15 protein-coding genes are annotated in these 15498 nt (G+C 52.7%); 7 read left to right on the top strand and 8 right to left on the bottom strand.

All coding sequences use genetic code 11. From position 1 onward, the window contains the following. Nucleotides 1-35 precede the first annotated feature (35 nt). Both eboE and ACYVJM_RS10265 read right to left on the bottom strand, forming a co-directional pair. Nucleotides 36-1271: a metabolite traffic protein EboE gene (eboE, locus tag ACYVJM_RS10270; protein ID WP_461148134.1), complete on the bottom strand. Its 1236-nt coding sequence runs from the start codon at nucleotides 1269-1271 to the stop codon at nucleotides 36-38. A gap of 62 nt (nucleotides 1272-1333) precedes the next feature. Further along, nucleotides 1334-2497: a 3-dehydroquinate synthase gene (locus ACYVJM_RS10265; RefSeq protein ID WP_461148133.1), complete on the bottom strand. Its 1164-nt coding sequence runs from the start codon at nucleotides 2495-2497 to the stop codon at nucleotides 1334-1336. Nucleotides 2498-2717: 220 nt separating this feature from the next. On the opposite strand from ACYVJM_RS10265, the gene ACYVJM_RS10260 reads away from it, so the two are divergent. The 4 genes from ACYVJM_RS10260 to ACYVJM_RS10245 all read left to right on the top strand — a co-directional run bounded on the left by ACYVJM_RS10260 (nucleotide 2718) and on the right by ACYVJM_RS10245 (nucleotide 5913). After that, nucleotides 2718-3470 (top strand): SDR family NAD(P)-dependent oxidoreductase, encoded by a 753-nt coding sequence (locus ACYVJM_RS10260; RefSeq protein WP_461148132.1) that lies wholly within the window; start codon nucleotides 2718-2720, stop codon nucleotides 3468-3470. Nucleotides 3471-3530: 60 nt separating this feature from the next. Continuing rightward, entirely contained in the window at nucleotides 3531-4349 is an 819-nt protein-coding gene (locus ACYVJM_RS10255; RefSeq protein WP_461148131.1) for an SDR family oxidoreductase, read from the top strand. Nucleotides 4350-4441: 92 nt separating this feature from the next. Beyond that, a complete protein-coding gene (locus tag ACYVJM_RS10250) occupies nucleotides 4442-4990 on the top strand; it encodes a cupin domain-containing protein (protein ID WP_461148130.1) in 549 nt (182 codons plus the stop codon). 80 nt (nucleotides 4991-5070) lie between these two features. Then, on the top strand, nucleotides 5071-5913 hold the full coding sequence (locus tag ACYVJM_RS10245; RefSeq protein ID WP_461148129.1) for a helix-turn-helix domain-containing protein: 843 nt from the start codon (nucleotides 5071-5073) through the stop codon (nucleotides 5911-5913). A gap of 44 nt (nucleotides 5914-5957) precedes the next feature. Here the strand turns inward: ACYVJM_RS10245 and ACYVJM_RS10240 are convergent, their stop codons facing one another. From ACYVJM_RS10240 to ACYVJM_RS10220, 5 genes are all read right to left on the bottom strand, one after another. Beyond that, nucleotides 5958-6629 (bottom strand): alpha/beta hydrolase, encoded by a 672-nt coding sequence (locus ACYVJM_RS10240; protein ID WP_461148128.1) that lies wholly within the window; start codon nucleotides 6627-6629, stop codon nucleotides 5958-5960. A gap of 6 nt (nucleotides 6630-6635) precedes the next feature. Further along, a complete protein-coding gene (locus tag ACYVJM_RS10235) occupies nucleotides 6636-7166 on the bottom strand; it encodes a DUF4442 domain-containing protein (RefSeq protein ID WP_461148127.1) in 531 nt (176 codons plus the stop codon). Nucleotides 7167-7198: 32 nt separating this feature from the next. Next, a complete protein-coding gene (locus ACYVJM_RS10230; RefSeq protein WP_461148126.1) occupies nucleotides 7199-7663 on the bottom strand; it encodes a DinB family protein in 465 nt (154 codons plus the stop codon). A 65-nt stretch (nucleotides 7664-7728) separates the two neighbouring features. Then, a complete protein-coding gene (locus ACYVJM_RS10225) occupies nucleotides 7729-8172 on the bottom strand; it encodes a MarR family winged helix-turn-helix transcriptional regulator (RefSeq protein ID WP_461148125.1) in 444 nt (147 codons plus the stop codon). A 134-nt stretch (nucleotides 8173-8306) separates the two neighbouring features. Next, nucleotides 8307-9311 carry a bile acid:sodium symporter family protein gene (locus tag ACYVJM_RS10220; protein ID WP_461148124.1) on the bottom strand — a complete coding sequence of 335 codons (1005 nt, stop codon included), beginning with the start codon at nucleotides 9309-9311 and terminating at the stop codon, nucleotides 8307-8309. A gap of 302 nt (nucleotides 9312-9613) precedes the next feature. Between ACYVJM_RS10220 and ACYVJM_RS10215 the strand changes: the two genes are divergently transcribed. After that, a complete protein-coding gene (locus tag ACYVJM_RS10215; RefSeq protein WP_461148123.1) occupies nucleotides 9614-12733 on the top strand; it encodes a SusC/RagA family TonB-linked outer membrane protein in 3120 nt (1039 codons plus the stop codon). A gap of 24 nt (nucleotides 12734-12757) precedes the next feature. Then, complete coding sequence (locus ACYVJM_RS10210) at nucleotides 12758-14176, top strand: SusD/RagB family nutrient-binding outer membrane lipoprotein (RefSeq protein WP_461148122.1); 1419 nt, start codon at nucleotides 12758-12760, stop codon at nucleotides 14174-14176. Nucleotides 14177-14259: 83 nt separating this feature from the next. Here ACYVJM_RS10210 and ACYVJM_RS10205 read toward each other — a convergent pair whose 3' ends face one another. After that, nucleotides 14260-15180 (bottom strand): Ppx/GppA phosphatase family protein, encoded by a 921-nt coding sequence (locus ACYVJM_RS10205; protein WP_461148121.1) that lies wholly within the window; start codon nucleotides 15178-15180, stop codon nucleotides 14260-14262. Nucleotides 15181-15237: 57 nt separating this feature from the next. Between ACYVJM_RS10205 and rpsU the strand changes: the two genes are divergently transcribed. Continuing rightward, complete coding sequence (rpsU, locus tag ACYVJM_RS10200; RefSeq protein WP_012924721.1) at nucleotides 15238-15435, top strand: 30S ribosomal protein S21; 198 nt, start codon at nucleotides 15238-15240, stop codon at nucleotides 15433-15435. The last annotated feature ends 63 nt before the right edge of the window (nucleotides 15436-15498 follow it).

The raw sequence follows: 15498 nt of genomic DNA, 5'->3' as shown, positions 1-15498 counted from the left end.
ATGAATGATGAACGATAAGCCGGTAATGGCATTTATCATTCACCAGTCACCATTGATTTAGACACCCATTTCATTTCTCGTTCAATGGAATCAATCAGGTCTTTCTTTAATTCGTCCGGCAGCACGCCCCAGGTATAGGTTTCTACTTCCATCTGGTTCGTAAACCGCCGTTCGGTCTGGAGTTCAAGTACCTCCCGGATGTCCTCCTGGGTGGACTGCAACACCCCATAGTCCGAAACGAACAGCGGAACGTGGAAGTGGGCCCGCCATTCGGCATGGGTATCGTCGAACGCGGCCAGGGCTTCGGGCAGATCCGGAAAGCGAAGCAACGCACCGGATGTTGTTCGGGCCACCACCTGATGCAAATACGTTGGTTCGTTAAACTGCTCGAAGGCCTGCCGAACTGCCTGCCGCCCCGCCGGATCAGCCGGGAATTCAGCTTTTAAAGCGGCACTGATCTGGATTTTACCGACGCGCAACCCATAATCTTTGAGTTTGTCCAGCACATCGGCAGCTCGTTCGTAGCCTACCGCGAAGTGGCATACATCGTAACACAACCGAACGTGTTCGCAGATGGTCGCTTCGGCTTCTTCGTCGGTCAGGCCAAATTCGCTGCTGAGCTGGTCGATGCCCATGGGCAGCAGATAGTCTGTAAACCAGCTGATGAACTCGTCGGATGTTTCGATGATGCCATCCGGTTCGGGTTCCAGATCGAGGTGCATGAGCCGGTCGGTTTGCTTCCGTAAGCGAATGAGGTCCGCTACAACTTCAAGAACATTCTGAGTCGTCTGGGAATAGATATAGTCGCGGGCCGCCGGTTGGTCCCACTCGAACCAATGCCGGTAGGAGAGGGGCGAGGTCGATACGCCCCCTTGTATGCCATTGCCCAGCTCGTCGACCGGCAGCAGCACCGATAAAATCCGGAACAGCCGTTTGGTATATTCAACCCGCGCTTCGGTGGTCCAGTCGGGCGTATGCACCTGATCTTTAACGATGGTATCATGAAAGCCACCAAACGGGAAACCGTTCATGGTGAAAACATAACAGTCGTTTTGGGCCAGCCAGTGCTGGAATTCGACCAGATTTTCGGGAATTTCCAGTTCTTCACTGGCTACGTTAGACAGCCGTAGTCCGATGCCAAAGGGCACATCGGGCGAGAGCCGCTGTTTCAGCTCCGGAATGGCTTGCCGCAATGCAGCAAAGTGATCTGTCCAGGTTTCGCCCGCATGAATATTGGTACAGTAGCCCAGGTGTCCGAGGAGGGTTTTCATAAAACAGTAGTAACCAAAAGCGGCCCGTTTTCGAAACAGGCCGCTTCCGGTCAACGATAAAGCTAAACTGTGGTTGATAATTCGTGCTCGCGCAGAGTGGCAATCGCCTGCCGAATACGGTCGGCATCCATTTCATGCACTTCAACGCCCTGACCAAGGTCCTTCAGCAGCATAATAGTCAGTTGACCGCCCAGATGCTCCCGAAATTCCGACAGGCCTTTCAGGACGCCCGCGCTATTGTCGGCGTCGAGCATGGGCTGGTAAAGGGAGAAGCCGAGGGTTCGGAGCGTTGCCAGAATACGGTTCGCGTCGGCGTCGCTGAGCCAGCCGAGTTGTTGCGAGTACAGGCTGTCCAGGGCAATGCCAATAGCAACGGCTTCGCCGTGACGCAGCTCGAAATTAGTAAGTTGCTCCAGTTTGTGGGCGCTCCAGTGACCAAAATCCAGGGGTCTCGACGAGCCCATCTCAAACGGATCACCACCGGCAATGTGCTGCAGGTGCATGTCGGCGCAGCGGTGAATGAGGTAACTCATGGCCGTCATGTCGCGGGCTGCCAGTGCTTCGGCGTTCGTCTCGATCCACTCGAAGAATGCCCTATCCTTAATGAGCGCTACTTTGATGGCTTCGGAAATACCGGCCCGCCAGTCGCGGTCATCGAGGGTATACAGAAATTCGCTGTCGTTAAAGACCGCGACGGGTGGTACAAACGTGCCGAGGAAGTTCTTTTTGGCCTTGTAATTAACACCATTTTTCACGCCCACACCCGAATCGTTCTGCGAAAGAACGGTGGTTGGAATACGAATATGGCGAATACCCCGGTGCGAGATGGCCGCAGCATAGCCTACTAAATCGAGAACAGAGCCCCCCCCAATAGCCGCTACATACGAGTGGCGGTCAATGCCATGGCTATCAACGGCTTCAACGATTTTTTCGACCAGATCGGGATCATTTTTGGCGGCCTCACCCCCCGGAATAATCAGTAAATCAGGGATAAGTTCGATAAGATCGGTATGCCGGGAAAAGTAGGATTTGATCTGTGCTGACAAATCGGGATGCGAGTCGATGACGCCTGAATCAACGACGAACAAGAGTTTTTTCTTCGTGTCACCGGAAGCCTGTTGCGCGAAAAAATCGGCGAGTGATGAATTTGTACTCTCAAAAAGTTTTCCGGTAAAAAAGACGTTGTAAACGAATTTAACCGTGAAAGACTGCTGCAAATGACTCATCTCATTATGATGTAAAAACTCAAAATTACCCAAAAAACACCAGCATTGCCTAAAAAAGTCCCGCACGGTGCATTCATTTATCAGGAGATTGTATGAGTTTGGTTAATTCGATTGATTTAGTCGATTATTGACCTTCTGCGGTTACAGAATTGCAGCCTTCAGCCACAAAACGTTACGCACCCGTTTATCTTTGTGAAATCATCTTTTTTACAGCTTTCATATGTCTCGTATTGCTCTTATCACCGGCGCAACCTCTGGCATTGGCCGCGCCACGGCGAATGCATTTGCCGATCTGGAATACCATCTTATTCTTTGTGGCCGCCGGCAGGACCGTTTGGCGGAGTTGGAAGAACAACTTGGCAGCCAGACATCTGTACTGACCCTCAGCTTCGATGTACGCGACTGGACCGAAGTTAGTAACGCCATCAACGGCCTGCCCGACGAGTGGAAAGCCATTGATATTCTGGTGAACAATGCCGGGAATGCTTTTGGTATGTCGCCGATTCAGGATGGCGATGTTGCCGACTGGGATCTGATGATCGATGGAAACGTGCAGGGGTTGCTGTATGTGTCGAAGGCCGTAACACCGGGAATGGTCGAACGCCAGCGCGGTCATATTGTTAACCTGAGCTCAATAGCGGGTAAGCAGACCTACGCCAATGGGGCCGTTTACTGTGCCAGCAAAGCCGCCGTTGAAGCCATCAGCACGGGCATGCGGCTGGACCTGACCCAGCACGGTATCAAAGTCACGAATATTGCGCCCGGTGCCGTTGAAACGGAGTTTTCGGTAGTGCGCTTCAAAGGCGACACCGAACGGGCGGCTAAAGTATACGAAGGATTTGCGCCCCTCACCGCCGACGATATTGCCGATACGATCGTCTATGCCGTAACCGCTCCGGCCAACGTCACCATCGCCGATATGACCATTCTGGCATCGGCTCAGGCTGCCGCTACGACGATTCATCGGAAGTAATCAGTTTCTTTAAACCTATAAGGTCATAAAGATCTTATAGGTTTAAAAACATTCAACTACATGGCTAAGACTATCTTTATCACAGGCGCATCCTCAGGAATTGGGCGGGCTACGGCTCTCCTGTTTGCCAACCATGGGTGGAACGTTGCCGCGACCATGCGTAACCCGCAACAGGAAACCGAACTGGTGCAGCATCCGTCCATTAAAGTCTATGCGCTGGATGTTACCCGGCCTGAGAGCGTTAGCCAGGCGGTGGAGCAGGCATTGGCCGATTGGAAACAGATCGACGTACTGTTAAATAATGCGGGCTACGGTCTGGCTGGCCCATTGGAAACGGCTTCTGAAGAGAAGATCATGGACCAGTTCAACACCAATGTGTTCGGGGTGATGCGGACGATCAAGGCGCTGCTGCCCAATTTACGGGAAGCCGGGGGTGGCACGATCATCAACGTCACGTCAATTGGCGGACTGGTTGGCCTGCCGTTCAATTCCATCTACCACGCCACCAAGTTCGGGCTGGATGGCCTGTCCGAGTCGCTGAACTATGAACTGCGTCCGTTCGGGATTCGGGTCAAAATTGTGGCACCGGGCGGGGTCATCACCGATTTTGCTACCCGTTCGCTGAAACGGACCGTGGATGGACCCAGTGTGTACGATGCCAGTTTGGAGAAGGTGTTTGCGGCTTTTGGCAAAAATTCGTCCAATTACTCAACCGCTGAGCAGATCGCCGAGGTGATCTACCAGGCCGCCACCGACGATACCGACCAGATTCGTTACGTAGCCGGGCAGGATGCACAGGCCACTTATGGTGCCTGGAAAAGTATGAGCAACGAAGCTTTCTTTGCGATGATCAACCAGCGGTTCGGGCTGGAGGACTGATTGGTAAGGGGATCGTTTAATGTCCGATTCTTACCACCAAATGGCTTTTTGGGTACGGTATTTTTGCGTAACATTCTTAAATAGAACTAGTTATGCAGAGAAGACAATTTCTGACCTCAACGCTTGCCGTTTCGGCTTTTGTTGCTCAGGCTGAACCTGACAGCCGACTTGCGCCCCCTAAGCCCTTCATTGTCAAAGCAGGCGATGCCCGTTTTGGGGTTCATACCCCTTATCGGGGTGTAAATGTGAACGATATTAAAATTTCGGGTAGAGATACCAATGGGCAACTGGCTGTATTTGAGTATATTGGTGTTCAGAAAGTTGGCCCGGTGCTGCACATTCACCACGATCAGGACGAACTGTTTTCCATTATTGAAGGAGACTACCTCTTTCAGGTTGGTGACGAGAAGTTTACCGTAAAGGCAGGTGATACGGTTTTTGCGCCACGTGGGATACCCCATACCTGGCTACAATTGTCGGAACGTGGGAAGCAGGTGTACATGGTGCAGCCTGCTGGCCAACTGGAAGATTTCTTCCTGAGACTAACCGAACTTAAAGGGCCGCCAACCGAAGAGCTGATTCAGAAAATGCATAAGGCCCACGGTATGACCGTTGTTGGACCACCCCTGGCACTAAGATAAAAGCACGCTTCCTGTCAACCGATTAAGAAACAGTCTGTTACTTATCAAGCTTTGATTATTTTGATGTATAGGCTACTGAAATGGACGCCATCTTCGACTACCGACTTCCCAGCCCGGCCCTACGAGGATACGTGCGGCAGTTCCAGATTGTAGGTTGTTTGTTCCCGCAGTCAATGACTGTTTTACCGGTTAAACCGTATTGGCCCCGCGCCGAAAACAGTCTGGCCTTTTACCCGAAAGATCCCGAAAAAATAGAGTATGGCTTTGGTGGTAATCACCTTAGCAAACCCTGTTCCACGCTAAATGGCCAGTACTCCATTGTGACTAACCGGCACGTGGGACGTGATTTTATGGTGTTTCAGGTGAAGTTTCAGCCGGGGGCCTTGCATCGTCTCACGGGTATACCGAGTCATGAGCTGACCAACTCATTTGTGGATGCAGAAGCCGTCTTCTCTATGGAGATTCGTCGGGTAAATGAGCGGTTGAGTTACACCCGGCAATACACTGAAATGATTCCAATTGTCGAAGACTTTCTGATGTATCTGATTAGCAGAGCTAAAGAAAGAGGTATGCGTCCAATTGACAAGGTGAGCCACTTTATGCTTCAGCATCCTTCCCGCGTTTCACTGGACTGGTTGGCTGATCAGGCGTGTTTGTCGCAACGGCAGTTTTACCGGCAATTTTTAGAACGCGAGGGTGTAAGTCCCAAGCTCTACGCCCGCATAGCGCGTTTTGAACAGGCTATGAAACTAAAAAACGCTCAGCCGACCAAAGACTGGCTGAGCGTTGCCCTGGATCTGGGCTACTATGACTATCAGCACTTAGTTCGTGACTTCCGGGAATTTACCAACCTTAGCCCGAATGCATTTCTGATGCAGGAAAGAAAAGCCCCCGAACGGGTATTCGGAATGGCGGAGATGTAAACGAAAGGACTGGTTACGCAGCGGCCCCAAATCAGAAACGGTTCTTAACGATGACGCCATCCTGCGTTTAACGCCATCAACACCTCCGACTCTACCCGGTGAGAACCGTCAAAGACAGTAACTTGCAGCGTGGGGACATCTGCTTTGAGTCGGGCAAGGTACCCGTCAATATCCGCAATATCCCGAATATATTCATCCTGCCGCCCGTATACGTAGTGCATGTCGGTATGGCCGAATTTTGCCGAATCGATCATGTCGGCCAGGCCCTGCGGGAAGTAGCCCGCCCATAAAATGAGTCGGTCGGCGTGAACGTGCCCGTTGTTCAGCCATCGGCAGGCGGTAGCGGCTCCCTGCGAAAACCCAAACAGGGTGATATGCAAACCGGCTTTGTCGGGCTTACGACCGTCCATGAGCAGGTCGTAGAGGGAGTTCAGATAAATTATATAGTCGCTGATTTCATGGTCGCGGTCTTCGCGGCTCATCCACGAGGCTCCAATCCGCTGGTAGGTGTTATCCAGATACATACGGGAGAGGCCTTCCGGCACTACAATCAGCGTTTGCCCATCATCCAGATCGTTGAATTTCCGGCTGAAATACTGCGCCAGTTGCCCGAATCCGTGCAGGCAGAACCAGATGCGTTTAGTCTGCTGCGTGAGCTTTCCCAGGGTGTAATACCGGGCGGTACGTCGAACAAGTAAGTGGTGTTCTTCAAGCATGGTAACTTACCGGTGAAATCGTGATTGCTGGCGGTCGTTTTTTCGCTGCTCGTAGTGCTGTTTATCGGCAATGTAGCAAAGTCGTTCGATCTGGGCGTGAACGACACCGTCGGCATCGACCCAGTCCAGCGTAAATGTCTGCTCGGTTTGTCCGTTTTCGGCAACGGCCCGCCGAATGGTGTCGAGTTGCTGATCGGTGATGTCAAAGCGGGCGTAGAGTGTCTGGCGACCAGGTTTGCGAAACCGAATGCTGCCCGTTTTGTCCCAAACCACATACGACTTTCCTAGAATGCGCAATAGCATAAGCATGTAAAAGGGATCGGCGGCAGCGAACAGGCTGCCGCCGAAGATGGTGCCGACATAGTTGTACGTCCACAGGTTTCGGCGTAGCCGCAGATGAACCTCCCGCGAATCGCCCGACCAGAACAGGATTTTGCCACCCGTACCGAAGTACATCGGGTACCAGTTCATAACCTGGCGAAAGCGCCATGTTTTAAACGACTCGGTCCGGTTGGTTTGTAGAAAAGCAGGTTTCATGGAAGACGTTGACTAGGCGGTTTGTTGCCGGATTAGTAGCCTGTTACGGGAAATATTTGCCCTTTTTTAGTTGCCTGAGCTATTTGCCCGGCATGGTAGGAATTGTGGTGCATGAGAAAGGTAAGCAGTTGCATCTTCGACACCTCGCCAAAGGGCGATGATACAATGTCGGCCCATTGCTCATCGGTCATTTGTTGAATATGGTCGGCAATCATCGCGAAACTGTCGTCATAAAATTGCTGAACCACGGGCAGATCAAGCTCTCGCCCGTCGTCCGAGACACCGCCCACGGCTTGTAACGGAATGGTTACCTCCCGGCCAAAGAGCATAAAGGCAAACCGGTGCATGACCTCGGCGGTATGCAGGGCCATAAACCCGGCCGATGCCGTTTCGGGTGTCAGTCGATGGCGGTAGTTGTCGGGTGTCAGTTTACGAACGGGACCAGAAGCTGATGCCTGATTAAATTGCCAAAGCTGGGTAAGGAGTTGTGTTGTCATAGGAATCGTACGAATAAACAGTGTAGTGGGTAAAGTAAGAGAAGGGCCGCTGATGCGGTATTATATTATGGATTTGGTAAAAGTTTGGTTAATACCTGGCTGGAAAATACACTCAGACCATCAACGGCATTGGTCCCTAGGTCGTTACGGACCTGTTCGTTGAGGGCTTTCCAGATCTTGTGGCATCGTTTGGCCAGCAGTCTGCCTTCTTCGGTCAGGAAAAGCCCATTGCGGAGGTTGTCCGTCAGCCAGCCGTTCCTTTGCAGAAGCTGTACATCCCGGCTCATTGCCGACTTCTCAATCTGTAACTGTTTCGATAATTCAGCCTGCCGTATGCCGGGCTGAGCGAAAATGTGCATCAGTAATCCCGCCTGAGCGAACGTGACCCCTTCCGATGTAAAGGCTTCGTTATAACGCCCCGTCACGACCCGCGCCAGCATCCGCAGCCGCCCCGCAATGCAGTAGCTTTCGGTTAAATCCGCAGGCTGAGGGCTTTGTTCCGCATTCATGGAGTAAATATAGAAAGGCAGGTTGCATATGCAACTTAGGGTGGTAAAAATTAAGCCCGCATACATTCTGTGGGCTCAATGTCAGTCGGACACGTGCCATGGTTGTAACCGTGGCACGCGGCCGACATCAATACTTATACATCCTGCGAAGACACCGACTGAACAGGTGCCGTCTCGCTCAGTGCCACGCCTTTGGGCGGGTTCTGGCTCCAGTAGGTGGCCAGCAGCGAACCGGTCGTATTCATGATGGGACCGAAGAGGGCGGGAGCAAGGCCCACGGTGGCCACTTTCCCCATCTGAACGGCGATACCCGAGGCCAACCCGCCATTTTGTAAGCCTACTTCAATAGCTACCGTGCGGGAACTCTGCTCATCCATACCAAAAATTCGGGCACTCCAATAGCCTAACGTAAAGCCCGTCAGGTTGTGGATCAATACGCACAGCGCCAGTGTCCAGCCCACCGTTAGCAGGCTATCGCGACCGGCGGCCGTAATGATGGCAACGATCAGAACGATTCCGCCCATGGAAATGAGCGGCATAACGCGGTTGAGCATAACCGCCGACTTATGAAAAATTCGATTTAACGCCAGACCAACGATTACGGGCAGGATAACGATCTGCATAATCTCGATCATCATTTTCCAGAAAGAAATTTCGATGAACTGGCCCGCCAACAGGGTCATCAGCGCGGGCATCAGGAAGGGAGCCAGCAGCGTCGACAGGGTCGTTACCGTGATGGACAGCGGCACGTTGGCTTTGGCAATGAAGCACATGACGTTAGACGCCAGTCCGCTGGGCGAACAGCCGATGAGTACCACCCCGGCGGCTATTTCGGGGGGGAAACTGAATACGTTGGCCAGCGTGTAACCCAGCAGGGGCATGATCAGGAAATGACAGGTTACCCCAATGAATACAGCTTTTGGCTGCTTGATAACGCCTTCAAAATCTTTGATCGACATGGTCGTCCCCATGCCCAGCATAATGATCTGTAACAGAGGAACAATCAATTTTTTCAGCGGGAAGTCGCCCACACTGGTGAAGGGTCCCGGAAAAATCAGTGCTGTGGTTACAGCTACAATGATCAGGGCCGTGTAAATCAAATTGCTGTATGACGAGCGGTCATTGGTTTCAGCTTTCATTTTCTAAAAAGGGCGTATAGACGGAGAATGACGCAAAGAACATGTGTAGACCTAAAAAGCAACCGGCTATCTAAACTTACCCATGCTGGTCACCCGTACGAAAAGCCTGATTGGCCCTATGGCTGATGTTCGACAGCGTGACGCCTTTGTCTATCCGCTGACTATGAGACAATACGGTTACAAGTAACTTAAATAATCATTAAGCAAATAAAATTTGCTTAATGATAGTCTTTGCAAAATTTTAAGTAAATGATAACTTTGTCTTTTGTGTTTTTTAACGCTCTTTTAATGCTTACTCAACTATGGAAAAACTGGTACGAATGTGTTTAGTACTGATCCTGTTGTTCTGTTCGTCGCTTGTGATGGCGCAGCAGATCGAAATAAGTGGTACCGTTACAACCGATGGAGAGGGCACCGCGCTGCCGGGGGTAAACGTGTCGGTAAAGGGCACAACGGTGGGCACGCTGACCAACGAAAACGGTCAATATACCATCCGGGCCACGCCCGGAAACTCAACCCTGGTATTCAGCTACATTGGCTACGAGAGTCAGGAGGTAGCCGTAGGGAGCCGCACCAGCATCAGCGTCGCGCTGAAGACAGACAATAAAATGCTCAACGAGGTGGTCGTAACGGCCTTGGGTATCAGCCGCGACAAAAAGGCGCTGGGCTATGCGGCACAGAGCGTCAATGCCGAACAGATCGTGCAGAACCGCCAGACCAATCTGGTCAACGCGCTGCAGGGTAAAGTGGCCGGGGTGACCATCTCCAGCACCGGCGGGGCACCGGGCCAGGGCGCACGGATTCTGATCCGGGGTATCAACTCCATCGATGCCACCCGCGACAACCAGCCGCTGTTCGTTGTCGACGGTGTGCTCTTCGACAACAGCACCTCGACGGGGACGAGTAATTCGGGGGCGGAGCTTCGGGGTTTGTCGAACCGGGCTGCGGATATCAACCCCGACGATGTGGAAACCATCAACATCCTGAAAGGAGGAGCGGCAACGGCTTTGTATGGGTTGCGGGGTGCAAATGGCGTCGTTGTTATCACCACCAAGTCCGGTAAAGCGGGTGCGTTGCGGGCCAGTTACAGCGGGACATACGGGTTCGAGAATGTGAACAAATACCCCGAAGTACAGGACAAATACACCATTGGCTATTCGGGTATCTACAACCCGCAGGACTTCTTTCCTTCCTGGGGACCAACCGTGGCGGAGGCTATCAAAATCGACCCAACGCACCCGCAAAAGCTGTACAACCACTTCCGCGACGCTTTTTACACCGGCAAGCAGTTCCAGAATAACCTGTCTTTTTCGGGGGGTAATGACAAGATCACCTACCTGTCGTCCATCGGGCATGTGACCCAGGACGGGGTTATTCCGTTTACCAACTACAACAAGCTGTCGGTTCGCCTGAACACCAATGTGAAGTTCAGCGACAAGTTCAGCACCAGCGCCAACCTGAATTTTATCAATTCGGGGGGCGACCGGTACAACGCCGACCGCTACAACGAAAGCCTCAGCTACTGGTCGCCCCGCTACGATGTTCGCGACTACCTCAACGCCGATGGCTCGTACAAAACGTACGGGAATGGCAACCCCATTTACGGAGCCATGACCAACAAACTCCGCGATAATGTGAACCGGCTGGTGGGTGGGCTGAACTTCACCTACAACCCTCTGTCGTGGCTAACGCTGAACTACCGCGCCGGTCTGGATACGTATTCCGAAGATCGCAAACGGACCGCGCCCGGTCCCTCTGGCGTTGCCAACGAACGAATTTTCGAAGATAATGGCCTTGGATTCGTGTATCAGTATAACACCAATTTCCGGGCCATCACCTCCACGTTTGCGGCCAGCGCCAACACCAAGTTTGGCTCGGATATTAACGCGACGCTACGCGTGGGCCACGACCTGTACGACCGCCGGATTCGTGGTTTCGGGGCGGAAGGGACGGAGTTAACCGTTTACAACTACTTCGACCTGCGAAATGCCAAAACGATCGTGCCAACGCAAAGCGCCGAAGATTACCGTCTGATGGGTATTTTCGGGGAGCTGACCATGGACTATAAGGATTACCTGTTCCTAACCCTGACGGGCCGGAATGACATTACATCGTCGCTCATGGCTCCCAATAATTCGTTCTTTTACCCCTCGGTGAGCCTTGGGTATCTGTTCTCGCAGCAATTCCAACTGCCTCAGTTCATTAGCCTGGGTAAGTTGCGGGCCTCTTACGCCAAGATCGGTAAAGATGCCGCGCCCTATTCAACTGTTTCGGGCTACTCGTCCTATACCCAACTGCCCTCCGGCACGACGGGCTTCACGCGCGGTTCGCTGCTCGGCGACCCAAACCTTCGTCCGGAGTTTACCGATACGTTTGAAGGGGGGCTGGAGATGAACTTCCTCAACAACCGCTTCGGGCTGGATTTTACTTATTACAACTCCATCAGTAAAGACCAGATTATTCGCGTCGACGTGACCTCGTCGACGGGCTACGTCAACGCAGCCATCAATTCCGGTTCCATGCGTAACCGGGGTATTGAACTGATTTTACGCGCTACGCCCATCCGGACGGGAAAATTCAACTGGGATGTAAATTTCAATTTCTCGGCCAACCGCAACAAGATCCTGAGCATCCGCGAGGGGCTTACTGAAATCAACTATGCCTCGCAGTTCGGCTACTCCAGTTCGACGGTGACGATGAAACTGGTACCGGGCTATGCGTACGGAAACCTGTACGGACGGAGCTACAAACGGTATTATGCCAACCCATCGGAAGAAACCGTCGAACTCGACCGGAGTCGCCCGGTCGTGATTGGGGCTAACGGGTTCCCGGTTATCAATACGGCGCAGAAACTGCTGGGTAACTCGCAGCCCAAATGGATTGGCGGCATCACCAACACCTTGCGGTACGGCGATTTCTCGCTGACGGCTTTGTTCGATGCCCGCGTTGGACAGGATCGCTACAACCAGTTGAGTAACTACTTTTCGGCCTTCGGCATTGCCAAGTACACCGAAGACCGTAACGATACAAAGGTATTTGAGGGTGTACTGGCCGATGGCAAGCCCAACACCAAAGCCGTTTGGCTGGGTCAGGGTAAGGGGCCGGACGGGGTCGACTATGGCAACGGTTTCTACCGGAACGTACACCGGGGCGTATCCGAAAACTTTATCGAAGACGGTTCCTGGGTGCGGCTACGTTCGATTGGGTTGTCGTACAGTCTGCCCACTACGCTGCTCAAAAAATCGTTCGTAAAAAGTGCCCGCCTGAGCGTAACGGGCAACAATGTGTGGCTGTGGACCAAATTCACGGGCTACGATCCCGAAACCAGTTCGACCAATAGCGGCAGCAACGTAGACGGCTTCACCGGCTTCACCTATCCGGCTGTACGAAGCTTCCTGTTTACGCTCAACGTTGGTTTTTAAGTATCATTTTCTTTTCAAGCTACTATGAAATTTTACCCGAATTATATGCGTTCGTTGCTGGCTCTGCTCCTGATCTGGAGCCTCGGCGGATGCAAAGATTATTTTGAACTGAATCAGAATCCAACGCTGATCGACAATCCGCCACTGAGTGCGTTCCTCTCGACAACGACTCAGAAAACGGCGCTTAACGCGCAGCGGATCGGCAACATTACGTCCTACTTTGTGCAGTATCTGGCGAGTCCGGGCGCTGGCGGGTCGACGGATACGTACCAGATTACGGATTATACCGGAGCGTGGGATGCAGTTTATTTCGGCATGGCCGACCTGTACGACATGAAGCGGAAAGCGCAGGAACAGGGGGCGTCGGAGTACGTTGGCGTGGCCGATGTCATGCTGTCGTACCACCTCACGCTGATTGCCGATACGTTTGGGAGTGCGCCCTTCTCGGATGCCTTCACCGGAACGACCCTGACGCCAAAATACGACACCGCCGAAACCCTGTATGCCACAGCCCTGAATCTACTGAACGAAGCCATTACAGAACTGGCCAAAACAGATTCGAAGGTAAAGCTAAGTGCCGCCAACGACCTGATTCACAAAGGGAGCACGGCCGCCTGGACAAAAACAGCCTACGCGCTTAAGGCGCGGATGCTGAACAAAGTCTCCAAAACAAGCACTTATAAGCCCGCTGATGTTCTTGAGGCAACGTCGAAATCGTACACGTCAAATGCCGACGATGCCCAGATGTCGTCGTTTCTACTGCGGAATCCATGGGCGCAGGTAGCGCGCAACAATGCCGCTTTGGTACTCGACGGCTGGCTGTCGACGCAACTGGTGAATCAGCTGAACGGCACCACGTACGGTGTTTTCGACCCGCGGATCGAGAAGATCACGGATAAAACCGTCAATAACGATTACAAAGGAACCGTAAACGGGCAGGGCAACGTAGGCGGCAATAACACCACGAAAGATGAGTCATATATTTCACTCAACTCGCCCCTCACCGGCGATGCCTCGCCGTTGTTGATCGTGACGTTTGCGGAGATAAAATTCGTGGAGGCCGAAGCGGCTCTGGCAACTGGCGATAAGGCTCGCGCCTATGCCGCTTACCTGGCCGGTATCCGGGCCAACATGGATAAGTTCGGTGTAGCAACTGCAGCCCGGGATGCGTACATCGCGAATCCAGTGGTCGGCGTGGGTGCCGATGCCCTCACCCGCGACCTCATTTTCAAAGAGAAATACGTGGCTACCTACCTGAATCCCGAAGCCTGGAACGATGCCCGCCGGTATAATTATCAGTACAAAGGATTCAAACTTCCGGTCAATGCCGCCCTGCCGACATACATTCGTCGGGTAGCCTACCCGAACGGCGAAACGACCAAAAATGGGATCAATGTACCCACAGAAGTAGCCCTGTCAGAACCGTTGTGGTGGGATAAGTAAGCTGGCGTACTGATTAGTGTATTACCTACCGTCCCGGTCGGGTGTGACGTAAATTGCTTCACACCCGACCGGGACGGTAGGCGTTACAACGACGCCAGTACCCCTTCCTTCAATGAATAAGTAGAAGTCCGGATCTGCGAAATGCCGTGCGTTTTCAGGACAAAGTCGATTAGGCAAACGGCCACTACGATCATGTCGACGCGCAGTTCGATCATGCCGGGAATCTGCATCCGCTCTTCGTGGTTTCGGGTAATGAGCAGCTCATAAGCCCTATAAAATTCGGTGACGGGCAGGGTAAAGGCAGCTTGTTGCGGGTCGGGCAGGTGGCCCTGTTCGTGCATGAACCACATATCGACCAGCGTATCGAAGGAACCGGAGGAGCCAACCAGCACTGTGGGCTCGTACTGGTGAATGGCATTGGCCAGCGGCAGTAACTGTTCCTGGAAATAATTATGAAGCTGCCGGATGCTGCCTGGGCCAATAGGGTCAGTAGACATGAACCGCTCGCGGAGACGCTGCCCGCCAATCTCGAAACTCTGTTTCCAGAAGATACGCGTTTGGTTGCCCAGAATAAACTCCACGCTGCCCCCGCCAATGTCCATGACCAGTGCAGTGGTCTCGTTTAGTGCTCCGGCTGCCCGCACGCCTTTATAGATGTATTCGGCTTCCTGCTCTCCGGAAATTACCCGAATCGGGATGCCCGTTGCGACCCGGACCCGGTCGATGAATTCCTGCTGATTGCGCGCCACCCGAATGGCGCTGGTACCCGTGGCAATGACCTGATCGGGCGCTACGGCATACTGATCGAGCACCTGTCGGAAATAGGTGAGTACGACCAGCGCCCGTTCAATACCGGCTTCTGTAATGATTCCCTGATTGATACCGGCTTGTCCGATTTTGGCAGGCCGACTTTCGCGGAACAGCGTTGTATAGCCCGTATCGGTTTTTTCGGCGATGAGGAGATGAAATGTATTGGTACCTAAGTCGATAATGGCTTGTTTCATAGATGCAAATCTATTACCTTTGCCGTCCGGTTTTAGCTAAAACAGAAAAATTAGAACATGCTTATCATTAACGTAAAAGACAACGAGTCGATTGACAAGGCCCTGAAACGCTTCAAGAAGAAATTCGAGAAGACGGGTGTGTTGCGGCAGTTGCGGTCGCGGACGGCTTTCCAAAAACCGTCGGTAAAGCGTCGCACAGAAATTATCAAAGCCGCTTACAAAGAGCGGATGTACGGCAACCATACCGAACAATAGAATCGTTCGGTCATCAGCTACGCTGGTGGTGTGAAGTTGGTCGTGGATGAATCGTTGATTGCG

The organism is Spirosoma pulveris (genome assembly GCF_054781875.1).
This window is presented reverse-complemented; position numbering and strand designations above follow the sequence as displayed.